We start from the raw sequence: 24,709 nt of genomic DNA on the forward strand, positions 1-24,709 counted from the left end.
GAGAGTACATTCAATGGGAGAGATTCTGGTGTATTCAGACAAAACGTTAACTTGTAAGGATTGTGGGGAGGATTTTGTATTCAGCGCCGGCGAACAGGCTTTCTACGCCGAAAAGGGTTTTGAAAACGAACCGGCACGTTGTCCCCAGTGCAGGGCAGCACGTAAACAAAGAAACAGCGGTGGTTTTCGCCGGGAGCGTGAAATGTACCCTGCAGTTTGTGCACAATGTGGGGCCGAAACCGAAGTTCCTTTCCGCCCCAGCGGCGACCGTCCGGTTTACTGCCGTGACTGCTTCAGACGCTAAAAATTAACCAGCACGTTTTTCGTGCCGGTTTTTGCTTTAAACTGCTTTTTTAAACATTTACTAAAAAATGTTTACCAAGCAAAAAAACTCCAGGGCTCTAAAGTCCCGGAGTTTTTTTATTTTGACTACTTTCTCATTTCATTTACCGTTACCTGCATATTAGTGTTATTTAATTTGGTCCACATTACCACTATCTGCTGGTATTCTTCTCTTTCGGCAAGCTCATTGGCATACTCATTTGCCGCTTCTTCTGTATCAAAAACAGCCACATCATCAATTTCATTATTCACCAATTTAACCACACTGTATACAGATTGGCTCACGTTATTTCCCCTCCCGGCTTATGTAATCAGCACATTCTTTTAAGTAAGACCTAAGGGATGTAAGAGCCGCCTCCAATCCATCGGCAAACCCCTGGTTATACTCGCTGTTTTTCATTTCCCTGCTGTAGTGCAGGTACACAGTGGTGTCTTTTTCCCATTTTTTGATTGCTTCCCATACAGTCATCATTGTCCCTCAATTTACGGTTTTCTTTTGGCTACAACGTGAACTAATCCATCCGGCGCGTCCACTATCTTAACAATGCTGTTTTTAAAACTCCTGTATTCTTCCACTTCCTTAGTTTGCTCTTGTATATCGTATAAAAGGTTCCTAACTTTGGCATCGTAATCCAAGATAATATCTTTTAATGCTTGATCCAATTCCTTACCCTCTAAAACCCGCATCAGCTTATCGCCCATTCTTCCCACTTCAACCACCAGCTTACTTGGTGCACCTTCACCAACATAAATATAAGAGTTGGGCAGCAGCGGGTTTTCATTTTCTTTTTCTATTACTGACCCTTCTGCTTTTAACTGTTCAATTACTTTGCGCACTGTATCTTCGGTTAACCCCAAAGCATAGGCCATTGTTTCTTTATCCTGCGTGCACTCACCGTTAATAGAATTGTCTCTAATATAAAAGCCGATCCTTTTCAACAAACCTTTGCTGATAGATTTTTTTCTTCTTTTAGAATCATCAGTACCCATACCCTACCCTCCGGCATTAATTATTCAGGCCAGGATGCTCCTTTAGCCTTTTTAAATTCAACATCCCACAACACGGTAAATTTCAAATTGCCCTGGTCCCAATTATTGGGCATTACCGGTTGATCTACCACCATCACATCAAATTTTCCTTTGGCTTCGGGATCCGATAACATTTTACCGGCACCTTTTTTATCAAAAGCAATGGGCAAACGCAGGCCGCTGTGCCAAGTAAGCAGCAGGAAGTACAATTCATTTTCACGGTCGTAAGCCCATTTCCAAATGTAATCTCCCTGGGTTAAATCTAAGGCTCCGCTCCATTGAGGATTTCCTATAATCATGGTGGTTCGTTTATATTCCTGACCGTTTTCTTCATAACCCAGATCAGCCCAGGCGCCAAAGTCGGGACTGTAGGCAGAGCCGCCATACTCTTCAATAATTTCTTTAATAGATCTCTGTTTAACGAACGGTTGTTTTTCCATAATGTCCCCCTACTTGTTCATTTTTACTGCATTAAAATTATACCCCACAGCTGGATATAGTACCCTCCGCCATCATAGAGCAGTTTATTAAGTGTAAATTCTTTAACACTGCTTGTAGAATATCAAATTTGAAAAAGCGCTTCAACACTTTAGTTGTCAATTTGTACAGCCTTAACTGTTGTATACTGTTCCTCCCCGGATCCTTTAACAGATAATGTATCACACTGAACATTCCAAGTAATTTTAACAGCTAATTGTCCGGAATATTTACTAATATCAATTTTAGCCTGTCTCATCCAATCCTCAGTTACATGAACCAATATCAGTTCGAATTTATTATTGCGAAACAGCTTAAAACGGGATTCTTCCACTATGTTGTAAAACACGGTAAATTCTTTAACATCCTTATTAAATAGGTCTGCGTCAGCAATGGTAAACTCCACTTCACCTTTCTTATCACTCTTACCCACCAGCAGTTGAGAATAATCTGTAGACACCATTACACCCCCACAATTTAGTAAGCCTTAGCCCTCCCTTTATATTTGGACATTATTCATCAATATCCTTTTAAAAACACAATACTTACCTGCATTAATTGCGCACATTAACTCTTGCCTTTTTCAACATTTTATAGCATAATCATAGTTGATGTCTGTTAATTAGTCATTTACTTAAAGGAGGCTGACTATTTATGTTCATGGTTTCAATTGATGTGGACAAATGTGAAGGCTGCGGCGCATGTGTAGATCCCTGTCCTGCTACCCTGTTAGAGCTGGTAGACGGTAAAGCACAGGTAGCCGGTGACGCTGCAGACTGCATGGGCTGTGAAACCTGTGTAGAAGTTTGCCCCACCGGCGCTGCTACAGTTCAAGAAGTTTAATTAACTAATACAGGTTGATCTTTTATTGCCTTAAAAGGCTGGGGATTGTATCTCCAGCCTTTTACCGTTTCATAGGTTGATAATAATTTTACATGTAATATAAACGTTTTTATGAAATAATATTAAATATATATTAAATATATGTTAAAATTAACTTAAGAGCAATCAATGCTCATTCTGCTGCACAATTAGCTCTTTTATATTTGTCGAATGCATAAATATATTTTCGAATTAGCTTTATAAAATTTTAAATTAATAGCAGAGCTTTTGAAAAGTAAAATTTATTTTAGTTTAATATTCAGAAAAAGAGGATTTTTTCATTCGGTTGTCTAATTAGTTGGATGGTAGCCATGTTATGATGGCGGAACAGCGGGTTTAAGTAATCATAATTATACGCGGGAAGGAATGTGAAATAAATTTCTTTTTCTGAATAAAAATAAAATTTAAAATTAACTTTTAATTATCAGAATCGGACAAAAATTTGCTGCAAAGCAATAATCATTATAATGGCTATGCCATTAAAAATAAAGGCGGAGGTGGAAAATTTTATGGATAAGCAAAAGGCACGCAGTACAGAAATGACCAGGCGCGGCTTTCTCAAAATGTTCGGAAGCCTTGGCCTGGTTGGTGCCACAGCAACCCTGGCCGGCTGTTCCAAAGAGCCCATGGGTGGCAAGGGTTGGCTGCCGCAGCAGTATCAAGCAGCCAGTTCTTATCCGTCACAAGTGCGCGGTCGTGTACCCATCGACCCAAACAATCCATCTATCATGCGGGATGACGAAAAGTGCATCCTTTGCGGCCAATGCCTGGAGGTTTGTGAAAAGGTTCAAACTGTATTTGGCCATTACGAATTACCGGTTAAAGATGAAGTAATATGCGTAAACTGCGGCCAGTGCACTCTATGGTGCCCCACCGCTGCTATCACCGAAAAGGATGATACAGCCCGGGTACTGGAAGCAATTGAAGACCCAGACACTGTAGTGGTTGTTCAAACCGCACCCGCCACCAGGGTAGGTCTTGGTGAAGAGTTCGGCCTGCCGGCAGGCTCATGGGTAGAAGGTAAGCAGGTCGCCGCTCTTAAAAAACTGGGTTTTGACTATGTATTTGACACCAACTTCAGTGCTGACCTAACCATTATGGAGGAAGGTACCGAATTAATTAACCGGATAACCAAGAAGAGCAAGGCACCTCTACCGCAGTTTACCTCCTGCAGTCCCGGCTGGGTTAAATTCTGCGAGTATTATTACCCCGATCTGCTGGAACACATGTCTTCCGCCAAGTCACCCCAGCAAATGCTTGGCGCTTTAATCAAGACATACTTTGCCAAAGAGAAAAATATCGATCCGAAGAAAATCTTCTCGGTATCAATAATGCCCTGTACAGCTAAAAAGTTTGAGTGTTCCCGCCCGGAAATGAATGATGCCGGTTTACACCACGGCGATGAAACAATGCGCGATGTGGATGCAGTTCTCACCGTCAGGGAATTAGCCCGGATGATTAAAAACAAAGGCATTGACCTGAACAAGCTGCCGGAGGAAAAATACGACCAGCTAATGGGCACGGGCTCAGGGGCAGGTTTAATCTTCGGTGCCACGGGCGGTGTTATGGAAGCTGCCGTTCGTACAGCCTATTTTGTACTCACCAAGCAGGATGTACCGGAAGGCCTGCTCAATCTGAAACCGGTACGGGGATTGGAAGGCGTAAAAGAAGCTTCCCTGGACATTCCCGGCGTGGGAACACTGAGAATTGCAGTGGCTCATGGCCTGAGCAATGCTCGTAAACTGATGGATGAAGTTCGCCGCGGCGAATCTCCTTACCACTTTATTGAGATTATGTGCTGTCCCGGCGGGTGTATCAGCGGCGGCGGGCAGCCGCGTACCGCACTGCCCCCAAGCAACGAAGTGCGTGAAAAGCGTATTGCCAGCCTTTACGCCAAGGACGCTTCATATAAGCTGCGTTTAAGCCATGAAAACCCGGAAATTCTCGCTCTTTACGAAAAATATTTGGAACATCCCATCAGCCATTTAGCTCATGAATTACTACATACAGAATATACAAGCCGGGGCGACAAGTTGACAGCCAAAGGTAGTAAATTAGGTTAACAAGCACCACTGGGAGGTGAAATTACATGAGTAAAGGTGTACTGGTTGATTTAACTAAGTGCATCGGCTGTGGTAGCTGTACCGTAGCCTGCAAATTATATAACGATAATAAATTTGAAAAGGATAGTCCCGCTATCGGCGAAAATCCCAAGTTAACCGATGAAAACTGGACTATCGTTACCGCCAAGAAAACAGAGAAGGACGGCCAGCCCGTATGGCGTTATGTAAAACAGCAGTGCCTGCACTGTGAGCATCCAGCATGTGCATCCGCCTGCTTTGCCAAGGCATTCCAAAAAACAGAAGAAGGGCCTGTTATTTACTACCCGCACCTGTGCGTGGGCTGCCGTTACTGCATGCTGGCCTGTCCCTTCGATATTCCCAAGTATCAGTGGGAAAAATCATTCCCGCTGGTTACTAAGTGTCAAATGTGCTCGGGCAAGGTGGCTAAAGGAGAAGCCCCGGCATGTGTCAGCGTTTGTCCTACCAATGTAATGACATTTGGTGAGCGTGATGAAATTCTGGCTTTGGCCAAGAAAACCATCGAAAGTGACAGTAAATACGTTAAGCATATTTACGGTGAAAAAGAAGCCGGCGGTACAGACTGGATTTATATTTCCGACGTGCCCTTTGAGCAGTTAGGCTTCCGTACCGATGTCACCACAACACCGCTGCCCGAATACAGTCACAGTTTCTTGAAATACACCCCGTATGTGATAGTTGGCTGGGGTTCATTGTTAACCGGTATGTATCTGTACACCAAGCGGCGTAATAAGATTGCCCAAGAGGAGAAAAAAGACGTACACCTGTAGTAGCCAACAGTCACAGTTAAATAATAAACCAGTTAATAAAAGGGGGTTATAATTTTGGCGGCTACTAATACTCAAAGTTGGAGTTTTCGCTTAACTCCGACCAGGGTTTTGCTATTTATCCTGGCTGGCATGGCTGCAGCCATTGCCTTATGGCGTTTAATCGTGGGCCTAGGGCCAACAACCAACCTCAATGACCAGTGGCCCTGGGGGTTGTGGATCGGTTTTGACGTGTTGACAGGTGTTGCTTTGGCCGGTGGTGGTTACAGTACAGCACTTATCGTACACATTTTACACATTAATAAGTTTAATGAAATTGGTCGCAGTGCAATGTTAACCTCAATGCTCGGGTACTTACTGGTAATGGCCGGTTTGTTCCTGGATATCGGTCAATGGTTTAACTTCTGGCGTCCCTTCGTATCTTGGGGCTACCACTCTGTGCTGTTCGAAGTATTCTGGTGCGTATCCTTATATACCACCATTCAGGTAATCGAGTTCGGTGAAATTCTTACCGAAAGAGTTGCCAAACCATGGCACAAATTTTTCAGAAAAATCATGCCGTTCCTGTTGATTGTAGGTGTGTTGCTGCCTACTATGCACCAGTCTTCACTGGGCGGACTGTACCTGATTGAAGTTGGTAAACTGCACCCGCTGTGGTGGTCACCATTTATCCCGCTGTTCTTCTTAATGTCTTCGTTCTTTGTGGGTCCGGCTATGGTGGCTGTGGAAACATCACTGGCCGGCAGGGCATACAACCACCAGGTTGACCTTAAGGTTCTGCGCGGGTTGGCTAAAATTGGCGGAACTTTAATGGTGATTTACCTGGCACTAAAAGCCATCGACTTCAGCAACCGCGACGCTTGGCAGTATGTATTTGCCGGCGGGCTGGAATCTAATATGTTCTTACTGGAAACCATCGGTGGCGTAATTATACCCTTGATTATACTCATCAGTCCCTGGGGTAAAACCAGAAGCGGTTTAGTAACCTATGGTGCATTAACAGCTTTAGGTGTAGTTGTAAACCGTCTCAATGTGGTAATTACCGGTATGGTCAACTACTATGGTCCCGGTTATATTCCGGCCTGGACGGAAATTGTGGTTAGTGCCGGTCTGGTAGCAGGTGGTATATTGGCATACTGCTTCATTGTAGAAAACTTTAACATCCTGGGTCATCATGAAGAACACGAAGCGGCGTAAAATATGTTAAAAAATTCCGGGGGTTAAAACCCCGGATTTTTTTTTGTGTATAATATCGGTAATTAAGTCATATTAAGCTATAATAATGTATATTGCTGTATGGAGGAGTATTTATGCATTATGACTTGGTAGTAATCGGCGGCGGCCCGGCAGGTATGATGGCCGCTGCAACAGCAGCTCAAAAAGGTCTGCAGGTACTGTTAATCGAAAAAAACGAAAAACTAGGTAAAAAATTATATATCACCGGTAAGGGCAGATGCAACGTTACCAATTACGGGGATATGGAAGATTTCTTTGACAATATAGTCACTAACAAAAAATTTTTATACAGCGCCCTATACACCTTTAACAACTACCAGCTGGTGGAATTATTAAATAATCTGGGTGTTAAAACAAAGATTGAACGCGGCAGCAGGGTTTTTCCGGAAAGCGATAAATCAAGCGATATAATTAAAGGTTTTGAACGATATTTAAAAAAAAGCAGGGTGGATATAAGGTATAATAACGCAGCCAAAAAAATACTGACCAAGGACAACCGGGTGACCGGGGTGCTGCTAAAAAACAATGAACAGATCAATTGTAACAATGTGCTGATAGCCACCGGCGGAATGTCCTATCAGCACACCGGTTCCACCGGGGACGGGTATCAGCTGGCCGGGGAGCTGGGACATACCGTTATCGAGCCCAAGCCCGCCCTGGTCCCCCTGGTGACCGGGGAAAGTTGGGTAAAAGAGCTGCAGGGATTAACTTTAAAAAATGTTACCGCCACTTTAACCGCCGGTGGAAAAACAGTGGCCAGTAAGTTCGGCGAAATGCTCTTTACTCACTTTGGAGTTTCCGGGCCAATAATTCTTTCCCTCAGCAGTTTGCTAAATAAAAATGCCCGCAGTGAAGTAAAATTGTTTATTGATTTGAAACCAGCCTTATCAGATGAGCAGTTGGACCAGCGTATACAAAGGGATTTCCGCAAATACATAAATAAACAGGTTAAAAACGCTCTCAATGATCTGCTGCCCAAAAGATTAATACCGGTGATAATAAAGCTCACCGGACTCAGCAGCAAAGTGGTAAATCAAGTAACCAAAAAAGAACGTCTTACCCTGGTGCACACCTTAAAGAGTCTGCAGCTGACGGTAACCGGAACCAGGCCGCTAAATGAAGCCATAATTACCAGCGGTGGGATCAGCACCGGTGAAATTAACCCTTCCACCCTGGAGTCAAAACTGGTTCAGGGGTTGTACTTCGCAGGAGAAGTTATTGATGTGGACGCCTTAACAGGAGGATACAACCTACAAATTGCTTTTTCCACCGGTTATTTAAGCGGTAAAAGTGCCGCGGAAAAAACAAAAGGTAAACTTGGCCTCTAACCTACCAACACGTTATATGCCCTGGATAAATTTAAATCTGAGAGATACAGGTTTTCAGCACACTCCCGGAAACCGGATACCGAAAAGTAAGCGTTCCAATCCCTGTGATAGTCAAAGGACTTCTCTGCCCCCATCACAACCCGGTGCCACTTTTCTCTAAAATATTGTCCAAACTGTGCTTGTAAATCTTTCATATCACCTGCTTCCTCCGTCAACAGCCAAACAGCATCCAGGTTGCCCACGGCAACCACTTTTCTTTCATTATCTCAGCCAGTCCGGTAAAAATATACCCGCATATTTTCCTCTCTTACCTGCTCCAGCACGGTTTTATCCATTGTACCAAACACGATAACCGTGCTTTGAGCAGCAATTGCTTTGGCTTCATTTAATTGGCTGCTGCCCATGGCCACCAGTAATGCTTCTGCCAACTGTCACCCTCCAGTGCATCTTTAACTGCTTTATTGGAAATAATATCAATAATATGAAAAAGTCAACAGTTTATTTACTCCCCACAATGGAAGACCGCCGCTGTGCCGAAACGGCACTAACAACCTTTCTAACGGTGCAAAGCAGCACAGCCAGGTCAGCTATGCTGGCAGCTTTAAAAGGTATTTTAAAAAAATACCGCCTGTCTAAACTTAATCTGCATAATTGTACTGCAGAAATTAACCGCTCCGGTTGTATAGCAATAAAGCCTAAAAAATTTATTACCGGCAGCAGCTGTCCCGGTTGTAATGAAAATTTATATTCCGCCGATTCAAAGGTGCGAATACTAAGTATTTGTGAGGGAAATACCTGGGATACTGTAACTTACGGCTGCCGGTGTGGAGAAGTATTCGGCAAAATAGAACGCACTTAATTTAATTAAGTTCTTTACCGCACCACAGGCCCATGTGCTTGGCAAATCATGGGATATATACAGGATTTCCCTGCATTACATCCCATGATTTTAAACAACCGTAAAAAGCAATATAATTAACTACAAAACAACTGCTCCAATAACACGTGCCAGCCCCAACTTATACCCTATTTCTTCTTATTGAACCTTCACTAGTTTTATCAAATAGATGGATTTTAGCAAAGTTTAATGAAATATTGACTTTATCCCCTGTGTCTGCATTAAACTTTGGAGGTGCAATTATTTTATATTTTCTTTCTCCTATAACGACATTAACCAGCTTATCTCTTCCTAAAGGTTCTACAACATAAATTTCCGCCTGCAGTGTATTGCACTTAGATTCAGTTATTGTTAAATCCTCGGGGCGTATACCCAGTACCAGCTGCTTTGAACATGAAGAAAAATCAAACCGCTCCCTTGAACTTTCCGGCAGCTCCAGCTTAATTACTTCATTTTTTACAAAATATTTACCCTCCTCTTCTACAAGTTCCACATCTATAAAGTTCATCGGAGGATTACCTATGAAATTTGCAATAAATAAATTTTTGGGGTTTTCATATAATTCCTCAGGTATATCAAAATCCTGCAATTTTCCGTTATTCATAATTGCAATTCTATCTGCCATAGTTAATGCTTCCGTTTGATCATGTGTTACAAGCACCATATTTATGCCCAAATCTTTCTGCAATTTTTTTATTTCTGCCCTCATATTTATCCTTAACCTGGCATCAAGATTTGACAGCGGCTCATCTAAGAGCATTATTTGCGGTTCTTTAACCAGCGCCCTTGCCAGAGATACCCTCTGCTGCTGTCCCCCTGACAATTGTCCCGGTTTTCTATCCAGTAAATGTCCTATTTCAACTTTATTAGCAGCCTGCATTACCCTTTTCTTAATTTCATCCTTGGACATTTTTTTCAGTTTTAAAGGAAAGGCAATATTTTCAAATACTGTCATATGAGGGTATAATGCATAACTTTGAAAGCACATACCTATATTTCTATTCTTCGGCAGTACATCATTCATCACTTTATCATCGAACATTATTTTCCCTGAACTGGGTTTATATATTCCTGCAATCATCAATAATGTAGTGGTTTTTCCGCATCCACTGGGGCCCAATAAAGCCACAAATTCGCCATCTTTAAATTTCACATTTAAATTATCCACTGCCGTAAAGTTCCCAAATTTTTTAGTAACATTTTCAAAGATAACCTTCAATGATACCACCTCCCATTCTATTAATTCGGGCCTTTTACTCCACCGAATGACACCTTCATAAGTGACTTCTGGGAAAATATGAAGAAAAGGATAGTAGGTATCATATAAAACAAACCTGCCGCACATAAGAGGCCATAATCTAACATTTTGAAATCTCCTATTAAATTTTTAAGGTAAATTGCCAGTGTATAGTTCTCAGGAGAGTATATAAATGTAAAGGCATATATAAATTCAGACCAACCAGACATAAATGCAAAAATTGCCACCGCAGCTATTCCGGGTTTCAGCTGGGGAATTATAATCTTCCACCATGTTTGTAAGCGATTACATCCATCTATATAAGACGCCCATTCAATATCCCAGGGAATACCATCAAAGAACCCCTTCATCATCCATGTTGCCATAGGCAGCTCCAAAGCAACTTTAACTAATATAACTCCTAATAATTTATCAAGTAAATTTAATTTTTGAAGCACAATATATAAAGCAATTAACAGCGCTACTCCCGGGAATGCATGCAAAAATATCGTTAATTTCATTATCAAATCTTTTCCTGCAAATTTCATCCTGGACAATGCAAATCCAGATAAGGCAGCAATCAATATTTCAATAACAGTTATTCCTGCTGCCAGCACAAATGTATTCCATGTTATGGGCCATATACTTTGAAAAGCAGTCGTCCCTATTCTTACTTCACTCCAAAGAAACCTCCAGTTTTGCAATGTAAATTTATTCGGAATTATTCCCCCAAAAGCTCCATCAGACAATGAATTTAAAAACAACCATCCGTAGGCGATAAATAAAGGTAAACTCACTATGACAAGGACTACATACACCATAACCCTGGGGATTATTGTTTCCAGTCTATCTTTTTGGATTAATCCCAACTTTCTCCCTCCCTTTTTAATTACCTAGTTTTGAGGGATTCATCATTCTTTCATATCCAAAGAGCTTAAGCATCAGCAATGTTATGAGCGCACCTATAATAACGAGTACCATCGCACTTGCCGCTCCGTATCCAAATTCAAAATTTGCAAATGCCTTGTGGTAAGCAAATAACGACAGCACTTCACTATCAAATAGAGGTCCCCCGTCAGTGAGCAGGAGTATATATTCATAAGATGTTAATAATGACAGAGTCTGCCAAATTGTTGCAAACATTATTGGCCATTTTAAAAACGGGATTATAATATTTTTTATTATCTGGAAGTCATTTGCTCCATCAACCATTGCCGCCCTAAAATAATCTTCTGGAATTGATTTTATTGCTGCCGAAAAAACAATCATACCGAAAGATGCACCTATCATCCCGTTTGCAAATATGATTACTTTCATTGGATTATCCTGTATCCAGTTATGAGGCTGCATATCAAATAGACTTTTAAAAATAATATTCAGCATGCCATTTTCCGTGGGTTCCAAAAACCATATCCATAACAGAGCATACACAACAGATGGTGTCATCCTAGGCAATAACCATAATGTTCTAAAAAACAGGCCCACGCTTTCATTTTTAATAAAGTAAGCTGTCATTACCGCCAGCAAAAACCCAAAACCCACATTTATGATGCAGGTAAATACCACATATACAAGAGTATTAGCAGCAACCTGAGGTATTACCGGATCCTTAAGAATTCTGATAAAGTTATCCAAACCTACGAAATTCCACTGGAGTTTAAAATCCATTCCCGAGAAGGCTAAAACAGCAGTTAATATTACCGGCACAGCGAAAAATAGAATTATCATAATTAAGAAGGGAGCAAGAAAGGAAGCAGCTTGACAGGTATCTTTAAGTTTCTGAAACAAATTTTTTTCTTCAAGCTGCGCATCCCTTTCTAACATTACTGACCGTTCAGTTACCGGAGCCACTACAACCCCCCCCTTTTTTCATTTTAAAAGTTGGGGGATATCCCCCAACTTTTAATAACTACTACATTATTATCAGTTTATCTCCCAGGTCATTTTTAAGCTGCTCTTCCATCCAGTTTACCGCTTCTTCTGGAGTTTGTCTTCCTAACTCCACAGCCTGTACCGCTTTATATAATACTCCTGTATACTTGTTCCATAAGGAAGTGTTAGGTTGAGTGATAGTATAGTCCAGCATATAAGAAACAGATGCGAGAAATCTATTTTCCTCATATTTGGGCTGTTTAGCTGTAGCAGGACTTATAGCCAGATGCCCGCTTTCCACAGCATGCACTGCATTATATTCAGGCTTTGATGCAATGGCGGCCAGCGCAAAAGCCAAATCAGGATGTTTTGTTTTGCTGTTTATCATATACACATAAGGTTGAGTTAGCGTAATAGGTTCCCCACCTTTTTTAGCAGCCGGAGTTAAAGCATAACCCATATTATCAAACATATATTCTTCGGATAATTTTCCTAATTCGCTGTGATAAGGAACTTTCTGGTATTCGGCCCAGTGCCATGTTCCCCCGAACCAGAATAATACCTTCCCTTCAACCCAATCCTTGTGTATTCCTTTCCACTCTGCTGCAGTCATACCGCTGGGAGTAACCTTAGAGTCCCGGGCGATGTCTTTAAAGAATTTTAATGTTTCTATTACCGCCTTTTTATCAAGTACTATTTTTTCCTCTTTATCATCATAAACTTTTCCTCCAAAGTCCTTAACCATCATTGTAAAAAACGCACCATTAGTGGGCCTGTGATATATCCCCCATTTTACCAGTCCCTTATCCTTCGCTTCTTTAGCCAACGCTACCATATCCTGCAAAGAGAATTCCCCATTTTCTATCTTCTCCGGAAGTTCATTGATTTGCTCTTCCGTCCAGCCCATTTTCCTTAATACATCTTTTCTGAAATATATCGGCCTCGTTTCAGCATCTTGTGGAATTGCATATGTTTTTCCGTTATACTTTGCAGCTTCCCATAAATTTGGATAAATCTCATCCAGATACTTTTTAAATTCTGAATTTGTAATTAAATCGTCCAATTGAAGAACATAACCGCCTTCAGCATATAAGGCAACGTTATTATGTCCCGTTACCAATATATCAGCACCTTTCCCGCTCTGCCAAGCGAGAAAAAATTTTTTATTGAAATCATCATCTCCGCCCGTGGAGTCATGGTTATGTATGACTTCAACCCTTCTATTATCATTCTTTTCTTCTAAGATCTTATTTAACTCCTTAGCAGCTTCAACGATATTTGTCCCTCTTGTTGAGTCAGCAGGTGACCCTTTAGACTCAACCGAAATAATTACCTTTTCGATTTCCCCGGAACCTTCAAGTGCAGATTTTTCTCCTGCATTTTCCCCGCAGCCCGATAACATTAGGCTAAAAATAAATATACAAGCCAAAAAAACACCCATAACTTTTCTCATAAAATACCCTCCCATTACAGATATTTTTTCAACTTGTATCAACGTTAATTATTTAATTATATTGAATTTAAAGCCTGCCCAAACAATAGTATACATAAAACAAGTATTATTTTCAAATCTATACAGGTTTCACCAGTTGAGCCGCACCACATGCCCAAGCCCCCTTTTATTCTACTTTCTTAATCCCGTACTCCAGCGCATTACTATAACTCCTAATTCTGTTCAGCACTCTTTTCGCCTCCGGCCCTTCCAGCACCACCGGCTGGTAATTATTGCGGTACGGCACCGAAGATACAGATGCAGGAATAATTTTTACCACCCCTTTTTTTACTTCCCCTGCGGGAGTGACAATAAATTCCTGCTGGTAGATAAATGTATCCTTATCGCTGGGATTTTTGTTTCCTCCAAATACAAAGTTTGCTAAACTGTAAACAATTATTTTACCCTTGTAATTTTCAATTCCCTGGATCACATGGGGATGGTGGCCCAGTACCAAATCGGCCCCACTGTCTATGGCCCAGCGGCCCAAATTTTTCTGCACGCTGTTGGGATAGTTGGCCCGCTCCTCGCCCCAGTGAAAACTAACTATTACCACCGGGGCCTGCTGTTTCAAACTGGCTATGTCGGTTTTAATTTGTGTTTTTATCCTCTGATTGTCCCACCAACCCCGGTAACCCAGCATACCCACGTTAACACCCTTTACCCGCTTAATTAACTTGATGTTATTTCCAAAATAGCCTATGCCCAGTGCATCAAGAACTGCCACGGTATCTGCATAGCCCTGCTGCAGGTAATCCATGGTGTGATTATTTGCCAGGTTAACTGCATCAATCCCACCGGAAACCAGTATGCCGCCATATTCCGGTTTGCCGGCAAAGGCAAATTTCTTATCTGCCCTCACCACGGCATTGGTTAAAGTGGTTTCCAAGTTGGCAATGGTCAGGTCATCATTTTTAAAGATAGCGGCCACTTTTTTAAAGGGATAATCTATCCCGTTAACATCAATTGCTTGATTAAAGGAACCGTCGTAGCCAAAGTTAACGTCGCAGCCAATGGTGTTGTCACCCACTGCCGTGACAACTATAACAATGTTTTTAGGAAGAGCCGCTGTAACTTGTTCCCCCATCGGCTGCATGGCGGCACTAAAAAAAATCAAAAAGCTCATAATATAAGGCACTGCACTTCCTCCTTTAATGGTAATTTCTTCCTTTTTTATGTATATGCGCGAGAAGGAAATGAATGCCTAAAAAATAACAACATTTTCTGACGGCAGACATGTTAAAGCCCCGTAATCCGCAGCGGATTACGGGGCTTTAACATGTCTGTCACCAGCTGTTTACCACTTGCCTTTATTTACATGTCCCTGCAGTTCAGCTTTAATCATCTGCTTTATGATGACGGCCTGTTCCCGGGCTGTTTGGAATACTTTTACACAGCCTGGATCCAGGTTGTCTTCTTCCCCTTCCTTGGCCACCACCAAAACCTTGTCCATTAAACCGGCCAGTTCCATATGCAGGTCGTTAGTTTTTTGGGATCTCTTTACCAGCTCCGCTTGTTTTTCCTCTAAAACAACCAGCTTATCCTTCGGGGCACCACACTTGGGGCATTTTTCCGGTAAACTTTCACCTTCCATGGTAAAGTTACAGACGGTACATCTCCACATAAAAATTCTCCCCCTTAATAATTTTCCGCTTTCATTTCAAAGAAAGCCTGCGGGTGCAGACAGGTGGGGCATTTTTCCGGTGCTTCCACGCCGGTATGTATATGCCCGCAGTTACGGCATTTCCACACCACTGCTTGATCTTTTTTAAATACTCTGCCCTCTTCTAGATTCCTTAACAGGGCTTTAAATCTTTCCTCATGATCTTTTTCAATTTCAGCCACGTTTTCAAAGAAAACAGCTATTTCTTCAAAGCCTTCAGCCCGGGCAGTTTCGGCAAATTCTTTGTACATTTCCGTCCACTCGTAATTTTCGCCTTCCGCTGCCGCTTTCAGGTTTTCCCTGGTGCTTCCAATACCATTTAAGAATTTTAAAGCCATCTTGGCATGTTCTTTCTCGTTGGCCGCCGTCTCTTCAAAAATTGCGGCAATTTGCTGGTAACCCTCTTTTTTAGCCACGCTGGCAAAGTATGTGTACTTATTGCGGGCCTGGCTTTCACCGGCAAAAGATGCCATTAAGTTTTTCTCGGTTTTGGTTCCTTTTAAATTCATTTTTTAAAACCCCCTTATTGTATATTAATTTAGTACACATTTATAGTGCACTTAATTTTTTGTTCATACTAAGTATTTACCTGTCACTATTGTCATTATTAAATTTTATCAGGTCAAAAAAATTGTACTTTTCCAGTTCTTTATTGGTGGCCTGCTGTACATTTCGCAGCGCCCTGTGAATGGGGCACCAGGCTGTGGCGTTTTTGTTGCATTCTGCGGGGTTAACCAAACACCTGTTTATCTTAACCGGACCTTCAACGGCTTCAGACACATCTTTTAAAGTAATATCCCTGGTGTCTTTGGCTAAAGTGTACCCGCCTTTAAGCCCCCGATAGGACTTTACTATCCCGGCCTTGGTTAATGATCTGATTGTTTTTAAAAGAAACCTGATGGGGATATTTTCCTTTTCGGCAATCTGCCGGGCTTCAATTATCTCTCCAGGCTTCTGCTTGCCGAGGTAATACACTATTCTAAAGGCATAATCTGTGGCCTGGTTAAACCTCATACTGGTCACCTTCTTCTATTGTATACCTATTAGGTATATTTATATTCTAATATAAATATTACCAATGTCAATAGTTTTTTATACCGTTATTTTAATTTTTCCAAATTCCATAATAACCCGCAGCAGGAATGTACGGCCATAAAACGAATAATGTTACTGGGTTATTCAACTTTTTCCGGAGGTATCATCATGTTAATAGATATGCATGTGCACTTTTTCCCCGATAATGTGGCCCCCAAGGTAACCCAGCAGCTGGCCCGGCATTATGGCATGCCGGTTCCCTACCGGGGCACCGTTACCGAGTATCAAACCCTTCGCCGCCGGGCCAATGTGGATGCGGCGGTATTTTTCACTGCAGCCACCAAGCCGGAACAGGTACCGCCGGCCAATCTTTGGGCCATACAAAACAGTAAAGACGGTTTAATTGGTTTTGGTACCCTGCACCCGGATTATGAAAATATTGATGATGAAATAAACAGGCTGAAAAAAGCCGGTATAAAGGGAATAAAGTTTCACCCGGACTTTCAGCAGTTTTTTTTGGATGAAGAAAAGGCATTAATTATGTACGAAAAACTGGCCCGGGACTTTATTTTAATCTTCCACATCGGTGATGATCAAAACAGCAGTAAAATAAATTATACTTCACCGGAAAGACTGGCCCACGTGCTGGAAACCATACCCAATTTAAAGGTTATAGCCGCCCACATGGGGGGTTATCAAATGTGGGACCGGGCATTGCAGTGTTTGGTGGGGAAAAAATTGTATTTTGACACTTCCAGTTGTTATGAATTTTTGCCCAGTGATAAATTCCGTTATATGATTAAAGAACACGGTTATCATAAAATACTGTTGGGCAGTGATTACCCTTATAATGACCCGGGAAGGGAGTGTTCATGCATTGCCAAATTAGGTTTAAAGGATAATGAATATACAGCAGTTATTGGTGAAAATGCTAAAAGATTAATGGCCGAACTGGGCATTTAATTTAACCAGCAGTTTAATATACGGGGTGCAGCAATGAAAAATACCAGAATTGCCTTGGTGCAGATGAACTCTGTCTTTGGCCAAAGGGATCAAAATTTAAATAAAATCAAGCTGTTTGTAAAACAAGCGGCCAAGCAGCAGGTGGATATTATTTGTTTCCCGGAGCTTTCCGTGCAGGGGTACAGCCGGGACAAATCCCACCTTTACTGTGAGCAAATTCCCGGTGACAGCAGTAATTTAATCTCTGCCCTGGCCAGAAATCACAACATCACCATACTGGCCGGTATAGCTGAAAAATGTACGGCAGGTAATAAGCCATATATTACCAGTTTAGCAGCCCTGCCCGACGGCAGCATGGAAAAATATAGAAAAACCCACCTGGGCAGCAGTGAAAAACCTTACTTTACCCCCGGTGACCGGGTCCCGGTTTTCAATACCGCCAAGGCGGTATTCGGCATCCAAATATGCTGGGATTTGCATTTTCCTGAAATGTCCACTGTAATGTCTTTAAAGGGGGCGGAAATAATTTTTGCCCCCCATGCTTCACCATGCACGGCGGGCAGCAGAAAAGAAATCTGGTTAAAGTATTTAACCGCCAGGGCATATGACAATACCGTATATATAGCTGCCTGTAATTTAATTGGCGGCAGCGGAAAAGACCATCGTTTCTCCGGAGGCGCCATGGTCATTGATCCCAAGGGAAATGTCATCGCCGAGGATTTTAATAATCAGGAAAGCATGCTGGTTGTTGACTTGGATGCTGAATTGATAAATAAAATTCGATATCAAAAAACAACTTCCATGCGCAGCATTTTTTACCTGCAGGCCAGAAGACCGGAATTGTATAAAACTTTGATTAAGAATTGAAATGATAACCCCGGCATTGAGCAGCAATTTTTTATTACTCCCGCTTTTACCGGTAATGAATAAATAACTTCATTTATAGAGATTATAAAAAGTACAGGAATATAAACTTTAACCAGGCGGGAGGGATATAATGTCTCAAAAACTGCAAGATATCATGACCCAAAACGTGGCCACTGTAAGCCCGCAGCAAACGGTGGCCGAAGCGGCACAAATTATGAGCCAGTATAATGTGGGTTCCGTACCTGTGGTGCAAAACGGAAAACCGGTGGGTATCATTACCGACCGCGATATTGCTTTACGGGTGGCATCAAAAGGCCAAAGTGCCGGTACGGTCCAGGTGCAGTCAGTTATGTCTACAAATGTTGTAACCGGCAGCCCGGAAATGGACGTCCACCAGGCGGCCAGCATGATGGCCCAAAATCAAATCCGCCGCCTGCCGGTGGTTGAAAACGGCCAGCTGGCCGGCATTGTTTCCCTTGGCGATTTAGCGGTAGAAAATATCTACCAAAACGAAGCCGGCCAGGCACTATCCGATATTTCCAAACCATCACAGCCCCAAGGGCAGCCTTCCCCGCAGCAGCCGCAAATGTACTAAGAACCATTTACCCGGCCTGCCGGGTAAGCACATAAATGCCGGGTATATTACCCGGCATCAGCTTTTAAAATTGGCCAGCAGATAGATGTCTTCTCCGGTGTTGTTTTTAACACCATGCTCCACCCCTGCCGGCGCCACCACCACCGTTCCTTCACCGCAGTCTTTTCTTTCCCCGTTCACCAGCACACTGCCCAGCCCCTTGATAAAGCAGAACACTTCTGCAGTGTCATGGGTATGGGGCAGTATCTCACCGCCGGGAACAATTTTTACATACATATTTTTAAAGCCCAACCCCTCATCCCCGGATAATATGGGCTGCACAAAAACCCCCGGGCTGGTGGGGTGCGGTTTCCAGTCACCCTGTTTTAAATTATATACCGATGTTTCTCTCATTTAATCAGGTCCCCCTTAAATTTTTATTTTGTTACTTCTGCAATTCAATAATCTTTTCCTTCTATTGATTTTAAAACATGAAATTTGAAGAAATTTAGCATATTAAAAAAGGATTGCAGTAATTATGTAGAATATATACCATTAAAGTAATATTTATATAGGGAGGTAATTACCACGGCCAAGATACTGCAAGCCAAAGACATGACCAAGTGCATCGGTTGTTATTCTTGTATGCTGGCCTGTGCCCGGACCATCCGGCGCAGCCTTTCCCCTACCAAGGCAGCCATTCAAATAAGAACAGCCGGCGGTCTGCAGAGTAAGTTTGTCGCTGACATCTGCAGGGGATGTATAGATGCCCCCTGTGCTGCCGCATGCCGCTGCGGTGCACTAATTGCCAGGGAAGGGGGCGGGGTTCGTTTTATTCCCCACAAATGTATTGGCTGTAAAGATTGTGTAGAGGCTTGTATAATTGGTGTACTGGAGTTTGATGAAGATAGCAATAAACCCCTGGTGTGTGTACAGTGCGGAACCTGTGCCCGTTTCTGTCCACACCAAGTATTAACCCTGGAGGAACGGCCAATATGAGTGAACGAACCATTAAAGTGCTGGAAATTAATCTGAGCGAAGAAAAGATAGAAGTACATCATCGAAAGGATTTAAATTACCTGTTGGGCGGCATTGGTGTGGCCAGCAAACTCTTTGCCGAATCCGTCAACCCGCAGCTGGATCCCCTGGCTCCGGAACAACCGGTTGTTTTAGCCAACGGGCCCCTTTCCACCATTTTTCCTGTGGTTACCAAAGTGGTGGCGGTTTTCCGTTCTCCCTTGACCGGGGAATGGGGAGAAAGTTATGCCGGTATGAGGCTGGCACTGGCCATGCGCCTGGCCGGGTTCCAGGCCATTGTCATCCACGGCCGGGCCCATGCCCCCACCTATCTCTCCATTGGCCCCCGGGGGGTAAAATTTAAAAATGCCTCCGCCCTGTGGGGACTGAATGTGGGTGAAACAGGCAGTATTTTACGCCGTTTGGAACCGAACAGGGGGCACCGCAGCACCATCCGCATCGGACCGGCAGGTGAAAAGTGTGTTTCCTTTGCCAGTGTTAATGTGGATACTTACCGCCATTTCGGCCGGCTGGGTTTGGGAGCGGTTTTTGGTGCTAAAAACCTTAAAGCCATTGTTATCCACGGCGATAAAGATGAACCAATACCTGACTCCAAGGCCTACAACAAAGTTTACCGGGATATTTATCAGCGGGTGGTTAAAACTGATATTATGGATAAATATCACGGTGTGGGCACCGCCATAAACATTAACGCTCTAAACAACTTGGGAGGGCTGCCCACCAAAAATCTGCAATCGGGCACCTTTGAGCAGGCAGGTAATATCAGCGGTGAGTCCTTTGCGGAACAAAGTTTAATCCGCAAGATGGCCTGCTCCGGCTGTCCGGTGGGTTGTATTCACATTGCCATGCGCCGGCGGGAGTTCGGCCCCGGATATGAATACGAATCCAAAGCCATATCCTACGACCACGAATTGATATTTGCTCTGGGATCTTTTATCGGCATGACATCCCAGGAAAAGGTGCTGGATTTAATTGATCTGGTGGAAGAACTGGGCATGGATGCCATCACTGCCGGTGTAGCACTGGGTTGGGTAACAGAAGCCTACCAGAGCGGTATTGTGGATGAAGCAACCCTGGGCACCAAAGTGGATTTTGACAACGCAGAGGGTTATATTGAAGTGCTAAAAAATATCGTCTATCCCCCTAACAGTTTTTACGCCACACTGGCCAGGGGAACAGCGGCGGCAGCAGAAAAATATGGCGGCAAAGACTACGCTCTTACGCTGGCCAAAACAGAAATGCCCGGTTATCACACCGGTCACGCTAATGTTTTAGGACTAACTGTAGGCGCCCGCCATTCTCACTTAGATAACGCCGGTTACTCGGTGGACCAAAAGCACCGCGAGCAAAGAGACTTGGAAAAAATGGTAGACGACTTGATAACCGAAGAAAAATGGCGCAATGTTTTAAACTCCCTGTGTATTTGTTTATTTGCCCGGGGAATATACGATCCGGAAACGGTGGTATCTGCACTGGGGTCCATAGGTATTAATACCACCGCCGAAGAGTTAAATGCTTTGGGAGAAGAAATATTTAAAACCAAACACGAAATACGTATCAAGCTGGGTTATAACCTGGACCGGTTAACTTTCCCCAAGCGTTTCTTTGATACCCCATCTTTAACCGGCCGGTTAAGCAGCGAAAACATAAAACGGATGCTGGAGATTTATAAAAGCAGGTTATAATAAAACTTTTTGGTAGGGGCTCAATTAATTGAGCCCTTTCCCCTTATAATTAAAATTCTCCGGCAAACTGCTGAAACAGTTCCGCCCTAATTTGCTCGTGTTCCTCCCGGTTGGTTACCTGGCCGCTTTCCAGCAGCTGCTTGTAAAACCAGTGGTCATAAATGGCCTGCCGCAGTGTTCTGATACCCAGCAGAGAACAGTGTTTTTTCTGCTCCGGTAATCCTCCCAGATACTCCACCACGTCATCATCAGTTAACTGGAGAGCTTCATTACAGGTTTTCCCCTTGGCCAGCTCGGTGGTGGCGCTGGATGTGGCAATGGCACCGGCACAGCCGTGTACCCGGAACTTAATATCTACTATTCTGTCATTTTCAACACGCAGCGTTATTTCACAAACATCACCACAGCCCGCTTCACCAATTTTACCTCTGCCGTTATAATTTTCCACCACCCCCACATTGCGGGGATTTAAAAAATGATCCATGGTTTTTTCAGTGTATTCATCCCCCAGGTTATTTCCTTCATCATGCATACTTTTCTACCTCCTCCCGCCATTCTTTTAAACAAAATCCCTTCATATAAGTTATGTAAAATATTTGATAGTTCCTGCAAAAACATCAAATAAATATTCGCTGCCCAGTATGTTAATTGTTGTCTAAGAGTAAATATTAATTATCCAGGAGATTAAACAGCTGATAAGAAGAACACATTTTGTAAAAAATATATACTAATTTATTTAAAAATAATAAATTTTCACAAGGGTTTTCTCATATATTGCTAGAAATAGTTAGCAGAAACGTTTTTATATGGATGTGTTTAGTATGGATATACTTTATACCGATAACAAGCTTTGTGTGCAGTGTTATGCCTGTGTCAGAGTATGTCCGGTAAATGCCATATCCTTTCAAAACGGTAAAGCAACCATTGCCAAAGAAGACTGTATTTTATGCGGCAGCTGTGCTAAAGTTTGTTCCCAGGGTGCCAAGCTGCTGTTTAATGATGTTCCCATGGTACAAAAATGGTTGGACCGTCAAGAAGAAACGGTAGCCATTGTGGCCCCCTCTTTTGCCGCTTCTTTCACCTGCAAACCCCGCCAATTAATTGGCGGGCTGCGCAGGCTGGGCTTTTCCAAAGTTTATGAAACTGCCTTTGGGGCAGAGATATGCGCCTACCAGTATCAAAAACTTCTGTCCTCCGGCCAATGCAGCACAATCATCACTACCCCCTGCCCTTCCGTTGTTTTAATGGTAGAAAAACACTTTCCACAATTAATCAGCTGTTTGGCCCCGATAAAGTCTCCAATGATGATTACCGGTGAAGCAGCTAAAAAATTATACCCGCACTGCAAAACAGTGTTTATCGGACCCTGTATAGCCAAAAAAGCAGAAAGTGTCAATAAACACGCCGGTACTGCCATTGACGCGGTAATCACCTTTAACCAGTTAAAACAGTGGTTTAAAAGAGAAGAAATTATCCTGGAAAATATGCCCGAAGAAAACTGGGACTCCCCCGGTGCCAATACAGCCAGATTATTTCCCCTGGCGGGAGGGTTATTAAAAACGCTGGGTTTACACCGGGATGTGGGCTCCCTGGATGTCATTGAAGCCAACGGCCCGGCAAAGTGCAAAAGTATTTTGCGATCCATTAACAGCGGTTTTCTTACACCCCGAATCGTAGATTTGCTCTGCTGCGACGGCTGCATCGCCGGCAGGGAAATAGCCAGCAGCGACCTGTGCTTTGTAAAGTCTCAAAGAATAATTAATTACAGCAACGAAGAAAGAAAAAAGGGTGAATACAAATATCCCCGGGATTTTGCCGAACTGGCCCCCGATATAGACACCAGCCGTACCTTTGTCAATAAGCAGCGAATTAAAAAATTTTTTACCCGCCAGGAAATATGGGATGTATTGAAAAAAACCGGTAAGTACAGCCAAAAGGATCTGATAAACTGCGGTGCCTGCGGCTATAACTCATGCTGGGAAAAAGCCATTGCCGTACTGCAGGGTAAAGCAGACATTCAAATGTGTTTACCCTTCTTATTAAAGCAGTACCAGGAAACCAGCAAACACATGGCTGCCATATACATGCTGAGCAGAAACTTAGAGTTCAAAGCGGCCACCGACAGTTTAACCGGCCTGTATAACCACAGAAAGTTTCAAGAAGAGCTGGATAAACAAATTAAAAAGGCCAAGGCAGCCAATCAAAGTTTTGCCCTTTTTATCATTGATATAGACAGCTTTAAACGGGTAAACGACTTGTACGGCCACCAGGTGGGAGATCAAATACTGCTGCAGGTTGCCGTCATGCTGAGGGAACTTTTTCCCAGCGGTTTTGTGGCCCGCTACGGCGGGGAAGAGTTTTCAGCCCTCCAGCCAAATGTGAGCCCCGAAGAGGCCCTGGCAATGGGCAGGCGTTTAAATCAAACGGTAAAAAACCGTTTTTACAAAATACAAAACAATAACATCAATATAAACCTGACTGTGTCAGTGGGGATAGCCTGTTTTCCCTTTAACGCCACCAACAAGGATGATCTGCTCAAGCTGGCGGACTATGCCCTGTATAAAGCCAAACGCACCAAAGATACCGTTATACTTTATTCTTCCGTGCTGGATGAAATTTCACCTGGAGAACCAAGCTATACCGAAAACGATTTCAGCACCATTAAAACATTAAACATAGTAATCAACGCCAAAGATCATTACACCTATAAACATTCCGAGCGGGTGGTTTACTACGCTGAAACTTTAGCCCGAAAGCTGGGCCTACCTGAAGAAGACATAAAGTATTTGAAGTACGGTGCCTTTCTACATGATATCGGAAAAATAAAAATAGATATGTCTATATTACAGAAACCCGGCCGGCTTACCGAGGAAGAATTCGAAAGAATTAAACAGCACCCTTTAATAGGAGCGGATATTGTCAGGGAAATTCCCACCCTGCACAACATCATCCCGGTAATACTCTATCATCACGAGCGTTATGACGGAAAGGGTTATCCCTATGGAAAAAAAGGCAATGACATCCCACTGCTGGGCAGAATTGCATCAATAGCAGACAGTTTTGATGCCATGACCACCAAACGTCCCTATAAAAAAGCGCTTAATTATGACCAAGCGGTTAACGAGTTAATAAGAAACTCTGGATCCCAGTTTGATCCAGAGTTGGTAAAGGGGTTCCTATGCTGTGTCAAAAAGGTGGTGGAAGTATAACCGGTTCAGGGTG

The 24,709-nt window shown here is 42.9% G+C and carries 30 protein-coding genes; 13 read left to right on the forward strand and 17 right to left on the reverse strand.

Annotation, left to right across the window (positions count from 1 at the left end; all coding sequences use genetic code 11):
* The first annotated feature begins 28 nt into the window (after positions 1 to 28).
* Positions 29 to 304 (forward strand): zinc-ribbon domain containing protein, encoded by a 276-nt coding sequence (locus tag JOC37_RS05940; RefSeq protein WP_204617193.1) that lies wholly within the window; start codon positions 29 to 31, stop codon positions 302 to 304.
* 125 nt (positions 305 to 429) lie between these two features.
* Here JOC37_RS05940 and JOC37_RS05945 read toward each other — a convergent pair whose 3' ends face one another.
* The 5 genes from JOC37_RS05945 to JOC37_RS05965 all read right to left on the reverse strand — a co-directional run bounded on the left by JOC37_RS05945 (position 430) and on the right by JOC37_RS05965 (position 2,308).
* Positions 430 to 627 carry a hypothetical protein gene (locus JOC37_RS05945; RefSeq protein WP_204617083.1) on the reverse strand — a complete coding sequence of 66 codons (198 nt, stop codon included), beginning with the start codon at positions 625 to 627 and terminating at the stop codon, positions 430 to 432.
* A 1-nt stretch (position 628) separates the two neighbouring features.
* Positions 629 to 811, reverse strand: a complete 183-nt coding sequence (locus tag JOC37_RS05950) for a cap-binding protein (RefSeq protein ID WP_238480786.1) — start codon at positions 809 to 811, stop codon at positions 629 to 631.
* A 14-nt stretch (positions 812 to 825) separates the two neighbouring features.
* On the reverse strand, positions 826 to 1,332 hold the full coding sequence (locus JOC37_RS05955) for a hypothetical protein (protein WP_204617087.1): 507 nt from the start codon (positions 1,330 to 1,332) through the stop codon (positions 826 to 828).
* Between the two features lie 20 nt (positions 1,333 to 1,352).
* Positions 1,353 to 1,811, reverse strand: a complete 459-nt coding sequence (locus JOC37_RS05960) for a hypothetical protein (protein WP_204617088.1) — start codon at positions 1,809 to 1,811, stop codon at positions 1,353 to 1,355.
* A gap of 149 nt (positions 1,812 to 1,960) precedes the next feature.
* On the reverse strand, positions 1,961 to 2,308 hold the full coding sequence (locus JOC37_RS05965) for a hypothetical protein (protein ID WP_338017344.1): 348 nt from the start codon (positions 2,306 to 2,308) through the stop codon (positions 1,961 to 1,963).
* A gap of 194 nt (positions 2,309 to 2,502) precedes the next feature.
* Between JOC37_RS05965 and JOC37_RS05970 the strand changes: the two genes are divergently transcribed.
* The 5 genes from JOC37_RS05970 to JOC37_RS05990 all read left to right on the forward strand — a co-directional run bounded on the left by JOC37_RS05970 (position 2,503) and on the right by JOC37_RS05990 (position 8,163).
* On the forward strand, positions 2,503 to 2,691 hold the full coding sequence (locus tag JOC37_RS05970; protein WP_204617092.1) for an indolepyruvate ferredoxin oxidoreductase subunit alpha: 189 nt from the start codon (positions 2,503 to 2,505) through the stop codon (positions 2,689 to 2,691).
* Between the two features lie 548 nt (positions 2,692 to 3,239).
* The gene (locus JOC37_RS05975; protein ID WP_204617094.1) at positions 3,240 to 4,793 is read left to right on the forward strand and encodes a [FeFe] hydrogenase, group A; all 1,554 of its coding nucleotides are present in this window, start codon (positions 3,240 to 3,242) and stop codon (positions 4,791 to 4,793) included.
* Between the two features lie 26 nt (positions 4,794 to 4,819).
* A complete protein-coding gene (locus JOC37_RS05980) occupies positions 4,820 to 5,602 on the forward strand; it encodes a 4Fe-4S dicluster domain-containing protein (RefSeq protein WP_204617096.1) in 783 nt (260 codons plus the stop codon).
* A gap of 54 nt (positions 5,603 to 5,656) precedes the next feature.
* Complete coding sequence (gene nrfD / locus JOC37_RS05985) at positions 5,657 to 6,796, forward strand: NrfD/PsrC family molybdoenzyme membrane anchor subunit (RefSeq protein WP_204617097.1); 1,140 nt, start codon at positions 5,657 to 5,659, stop codon at positions 6,794 to 6,796.
* Positions 6,797 to 6,909: 113 nt separating this feature from the next.
* Positions 6,910 to 8,163, forward strand: coding sequence for a BaiN/RdsA family NAD(P)/FAD-dependent oxidoreductase (locus tag JOC37_RS05990; RefSeq protein ID WP_204617099.1), 1,254 nt, complete (start codon positions 6,910 to 6,912; stop codon positions 8,161 to 8,163).
* On the opposite strand, the gene JOC37_RS05995 is transcribed toward JOC37_RS05990, so the two are convergent.
* On the reverse strand, positions 8,160 to 8,405 hold the full coding sequence (locus JOC37_RS05995; protein ID WP_204617101.1) for a hypothetical protein: 246 nt from the start codon (positions 8,403 to 8,405) through the stop codon (positions 8,160 to 8,162). The genes JOC37_RS05990 and JOC37_RS05995 overlap by 4 nt on opposite strands.
* A 24-nt stretch (positions 8,406 to 8,429) precedes the next feature.
* The gene (locus JOC37_RS06000; RefSeq protein WP_204617103.1) at positions 8,430 to 8,591 is read right to left on the reverse strand and encodes a hypothetical protein; all 162 of its coding nucleotides are present in this window, start codon (positions 8,589 to 8,591) and stop codon (positions 8,430 to 8,432) included.
* 53 nt (positions 8,592 to 8,644) lie between these two features.
* On the opposite strand from JOC37_RS06000, the gene JOC37_RS06005 reads away from it, so the two are divergent.
* On the forward strand, positions 8,645 to 9,022 hold the full coding sequence (locus tag JOC37_RS06005) for a hypothetical protein (RefSeq protein WP_204617105.1): 378 nt from the start codon (positions 8,645 to 8,647) through the stop codon (positions 9,020 to 9,022).
* A gap of 160 nt (positions 9,023 to 9,182) precedes the next feature.
* Here the strand turns inward: JOC37_RS06005 and JOC37_RS06010 are convergent, their stop codons facing one another.
* The 8 genes from JOC37_RS06010 to JOC37_RS06045 all read right to left on the reverse strand — a co-directional run bounded on the left by JOC37_RS06010 (position 9,183) and on the right by JOC37_RS06045 (position 16,339).
* Positions 9,183 to 10,280, reverse strand: coding sequence for an ABC transporter ATP-binding protein (locus JOC37_RS06010; RefSeq protein WP_238480787.1), 1,098 nt, complete (start codon positions 10,278 to 10,280; stop codon positions 9,183 to 9,185).
* A gap of 20 nt (positions 10,281 to 10,300) precedes the next feature.
* Entirely contained in the window at positions 10,301 to 11,167 is an 867-nt protein-coding gene (locus JOC37_RS06015) for a carbohydrate ABC transporter permease (protein WP_204617109.1), read from the reverse strand.
* A 16-nt stretch (positions 11,168 to 11,183) separates the two neighbouring features.
* Complete coding sequence (locus JOC37_RS06020) at positions 11,184 to 12,149, reverse strand: ABC transporter permease subunit (protein WP_204617111.1); 966 nt, start codon at positions 12,147 to 12,149, stop codon at positions 11,184 to 11,186.
* A 61-nt stretch (positions 12,150 to 12,210) separates the two neighbouring features.
* Positions 12,211 to 13,623: a sugar ABC transporter substrate-binding protein gene (locus JOC37_RS06025; RefSeq protein ID WP_204617113.1), complete on the reverse strand. Its 1,413-nt coding sequence runs from the start codon at positions 13,621 to 13,623 to the stop codon at positions 12,211 to 12,213.
* Between the two features lie 166 nt (positions 13,624 to 13,789).
* On the reverse strand, positions 13,790 to 14,800 hold the full coding sequence (locus JOC37_RS06030) for a CapA family protein (protein WP_338017345.1): 1,011 nt from the start codon (positions 14,798 to 14,800) through the stop codon (positions 13,790 to 13,792).
* Positions 14,801 to 14,959: 159 nt separating this feature from the next.
* Positions 14,960 to 15,286 (reverse strand): rubredoxin-like domain-containing protein, encoded by a 327-nt coding sequence (locus JOC37_RS06035; protein ID WP_204617115.1) that lies wholly within the window; start codon positions 15,284 to 15,286, stop codon positions 14,960 to 14,962.
* A 14-nt stretch (positions 15,287 to 15,300) separates the two neighbouring features.
* Positions 15,301 to 15,834, reverse strand: coding sequence for a rubrerythrin (gene rbr / locus JOC37_RS06040; protein ID WP_204617117.1), 534 nt, complete (start codon positions 15,832 to 15,834; stop codon positions 15,301 to 15,303).
* 76 nt (positions 15,835 to 15,910) lie between these two features.
* Positions 15,911 to 16,339: an RrF2 family transcriptional regulator gene (locus JOC37_RS06045; protein ID WP_204617119.1), complete on the reverse strand. Its 429-nt coding sequence runs from the start codon at positions 16,337 to 16,339 to the stop codon at positions 15,911 to 15,913.
* 189 nt (positions 16,340 to 16,528) lie between these two features.
* Here JOC37_RS06045 and JOC37_RS06050 point away from each other — a divergent pair, with 189 nt between their 5' ends.
* From JOC37_RS06050 to JOC37_RS06060, 3 genes are all read left to right on the forward strand, one after another.
* Positions 16,529 to 17,323, forward strand: coding sequence for an amidohydrolase family protein (locus JOC37_RS06050; RefSeq protein ID WP_204617121.1), 795 nt, complete (start codon positions 16,529 to 16,531; stop codon positions 17,321 to 17,323).
* A 33-nt stretch (positions 17,324 to 17,356) separates the two neighbouring features.
* On the forward strand, positions 17,357 to 18,190 hold the full coding sequence (locus JOC37_RS06055; RefSeq protein ID WP_204617123.1) for a nitrilase family protein: 834 nt from the start codon (positions 17,357 to 17,359) through the stop codon (positions 18,188 to 18,190).
* A gap of 130 nt (positions 18,191 to 18,320) precedes the next feature.
* Positions 18,321 to 18,785 (forward strand): CBS domain-containing protein, encoded by a 465-nt coding sequence (locus JOC37_RS06060; protein ID WP_204617125.1) that lies wholly within the window; start codon positions 18,321 to 18,323, stop codon positions 18,783 to 18,785.
* 57 nt (positions 18,786 to 18,842) lie between these two features.
* On the opposite strand, the gene JOC37_RS06065 is transcribed toward JOC37_RS06060, so the two are convergent.
* Positions 18,843 to 19,178: a cupin domain-containing protein gene (locus tag JOC37_RS06065; protein WP_204617127.1), complete on the reverse strand. Its 336-nt coding sequence runs from the start codon at positions 19,176 to 19,178 to the stop codon at positions 18,843 to 18,845.
* 201 nt (positions 19,179 to 19,379) lie between these two features.
* Between JOC37_RS06065 and JOC37_RS06070 the strand changes: the two genes are divergently transcribed.
* Together JOC37_RS06070 and JOC37_RS06075 are read left to right on the forward strand one after the other, a co-directional pair.
* Positions 19,380 to 19,763, forward strand: coding sequence for a 4Fe-4S dicluster domain-containing protein (locus JOC37_RS06070; protein ID WP_204617129.1), 384 nt, complete (start codon positions 19,380 to 19,382; stop codon positions 19,761 to 19,763).
* On the forward strand, positions 19,760 to 21,487 hold the full coding sequence (locus tag JOC37_RS06075) for an aldehyde ferredoxin oxidoreductase C-terminal domain-containing protein (protein ID WP_204617131.1): 1,728 nt from the start codon (positions 19,760 to 19,762) through the stop codon (positions 21,485 to 21,487). The genes JOC37_RS06070 and JOC37_RS06075 overlap by 4 nt, the downstream gene beginning before the upstream one ends.
* Before the next feature lie 49 nt (positions 21,488 to 21,536).
* Here JOC37_RS06075 and JOC37_RS06080 read toward each other — a convergent pair whose 3' ends face one another.
* On the reverse strand, positions 21,537 to 22,019 hold the full coding sequence (locus JOC37_RS06080) for an iron-sulfur cluster assembly scaffold protein (protein ID WP_204617133.1): 483 nt from the start codon (positions 22,017 to 22,019) through the stop codon (positions 21,537 to 21,539).
* A gap of 289 nt (positions 22,020 to 22,308) precedes the next feature.
* Here JOC37_RS06080 and JOC37_RS06085 point away from each other — a divergent pair, with 289 nt between their 5' ends.
* On the forward strand, positions 22,309 to 24,696 hold the full coding sequence (locus JOC37_RS06085; protein ID WP_204617135.1) for a [Fe-Fe] hydrogenase large subunit C-terminal domain-containing protein: 2,388 nt from the start codon (positions 22,309 to 22,311) through the stop codon (positions 24,694 to 24,696).
* Positions 24,697 to 24,709 lie beyond the last annotated feature (13 nt).

The organism is Desulforadius tongensis, from assembly GCF_016907915.1.
Taxonomy (GTDB): Bacteria; Bacillota; Desulfotomaculia; order Desulfotomaculales; family Desulfohalotomaculaceae; genus Desulforadius; species Desulforadius tongensis.

Bases quoted from the DNA above. Each gene is read 5' to 3' on its own strand.
- JOC37_RS05960 (WP_204617088.1), bottom strand. From the start codon at position 1,811: ATGGAAAAACAACCGTTCGTTAAACAGAGATCTATTAAAGAAATTATT.
- JOC37_RS06005 (WP_204617105.1), top strand. From the start codon at position 8,645: ATGAAAAAGTCAACAGTTTATTTACTCCCCACAATGGAAGACCGCCGC.
- JOC37_RS05975 (WP_204617094.1), top strand. From the start codon at position 3,240: ATGGATAAGCAAAAGGCACGCAGTACAGAAATGACCAGGCGCGGCTTT.
- JOC37_RS06035 (WP_204617115.1), bottom strand. From the start codon at position 15,286: ATGTGGAGATGTACCGTCTGTAACTTTACCATGGAAGGTGAAAGTTTA.
- JOC37_RS06060 (WP_204617125.1), top strand. From the start codon at position 18,321: ATGTCTCAAAAACTGCAAGATATCATGACCCAAAACGTGGCCACTGTA.
- JOC37_RS05990 (WP_204617099.1), top strand. From the start codon at position 6,910: ATGCATTATGACTTGGTAGTAATCGGCGGCGGCCCGGCAGGTATGATG.
- JOC37_RS05955 (WP_204617087.1), bottom strand. From the start codon at position 1,332: ATGGGTACTGATGATTCTAAAAGAAGAAAAAAATCTATCAGCAAAGGT.
- JOC37_RS06025 (WP_204617113.1), bottom strand. From the start codon at position 13,623: ATGAGAAAAGTTATGGGTGTTTTTTTGGCTTGTATATTTATTTTTAGC.
- JOC37_RS06050 (WP_204617121.1), top strand. From the start codon at position 16,529: ATGTTAATAGATATGCATGTGCACTTTTTCCCCGATAATGTGGCCCCC.
- JOC37_RS06055 (WP_204617123.1), top strand. From the start codon at position 17,357: ATGAAAAATACCAGAATTGCCTTGGTGCAGATGAACTCTGTCTTTGGC.
- JOC37_RS06045 (WP_204617119.1), bottom strand. From the start codon at position 16,339: ATGAGGTTTAACCAGGCCACAGATTATGCCTTTAGAATAGTGTATTAC.
- JOC37_RS06070 (WP_204617129.1), top strand. From the start codon at position 19,380: ATGACCAAGTGCATCGGTTGTTATTCTTGTATGCTGGCCTGTGCCCGG.
- JOC37_RS05980 (WP_204617096.1), top strand. From the start codon at position 4,820: ATGAGTAAAGGTGTACTGGTTGATTTAACTAAGTGCATCGGCTGTGGT.
- JOC37_RS06065 (WP_204617127.1), bottom strand. From the start codon at position 19,178: ATGAGAGAAACATCGGTATATAATTTAAAACAGGGTGACTGGAAACCG.
- JOC37_RS06085 (WP_204617135.1), top strand. From the start codon at position 22,309: ATGGATATACTTTATACCGATAACAAGCTTTGTGTGCAGTGTTATGCC.
- JOC37_RS05970 (WP_204617092.1), top strand. From the start codon at position 2,503: ATGTTCATGGTTTCAATTGATGTGGACAAATGTGAAGGCTGCGGCGCA.
- rbr (WP_204617117.1), bottom strand. From the start codon at position 15,834: ATGAATTTAAAAGGAACCAAAACCGAGAAAAACTTAATGGCATCTTTT.
- JOC37_RS05950 (WP_238480786.1), bottom strand. From the start codon at position 811: ATGACTGTATGGGAAGCAATCAAAAAATGGGAAAAAGACACCACTGTG.
- JOC37_RS06075 (WP_204617131.1), top strand. From the start codon at position 19,760: ATGAGTGAACGAACCATTAAAGTGCTGGAAATTAATCTGAGCGAAGAA.
- JOC37_RS06080 (WP_204617133.1), bottom strand. From the start codon at position 22,019: ATGCATGATGAAGGAAATAACCTGGGGGATGAATACACTGAAAAAACC.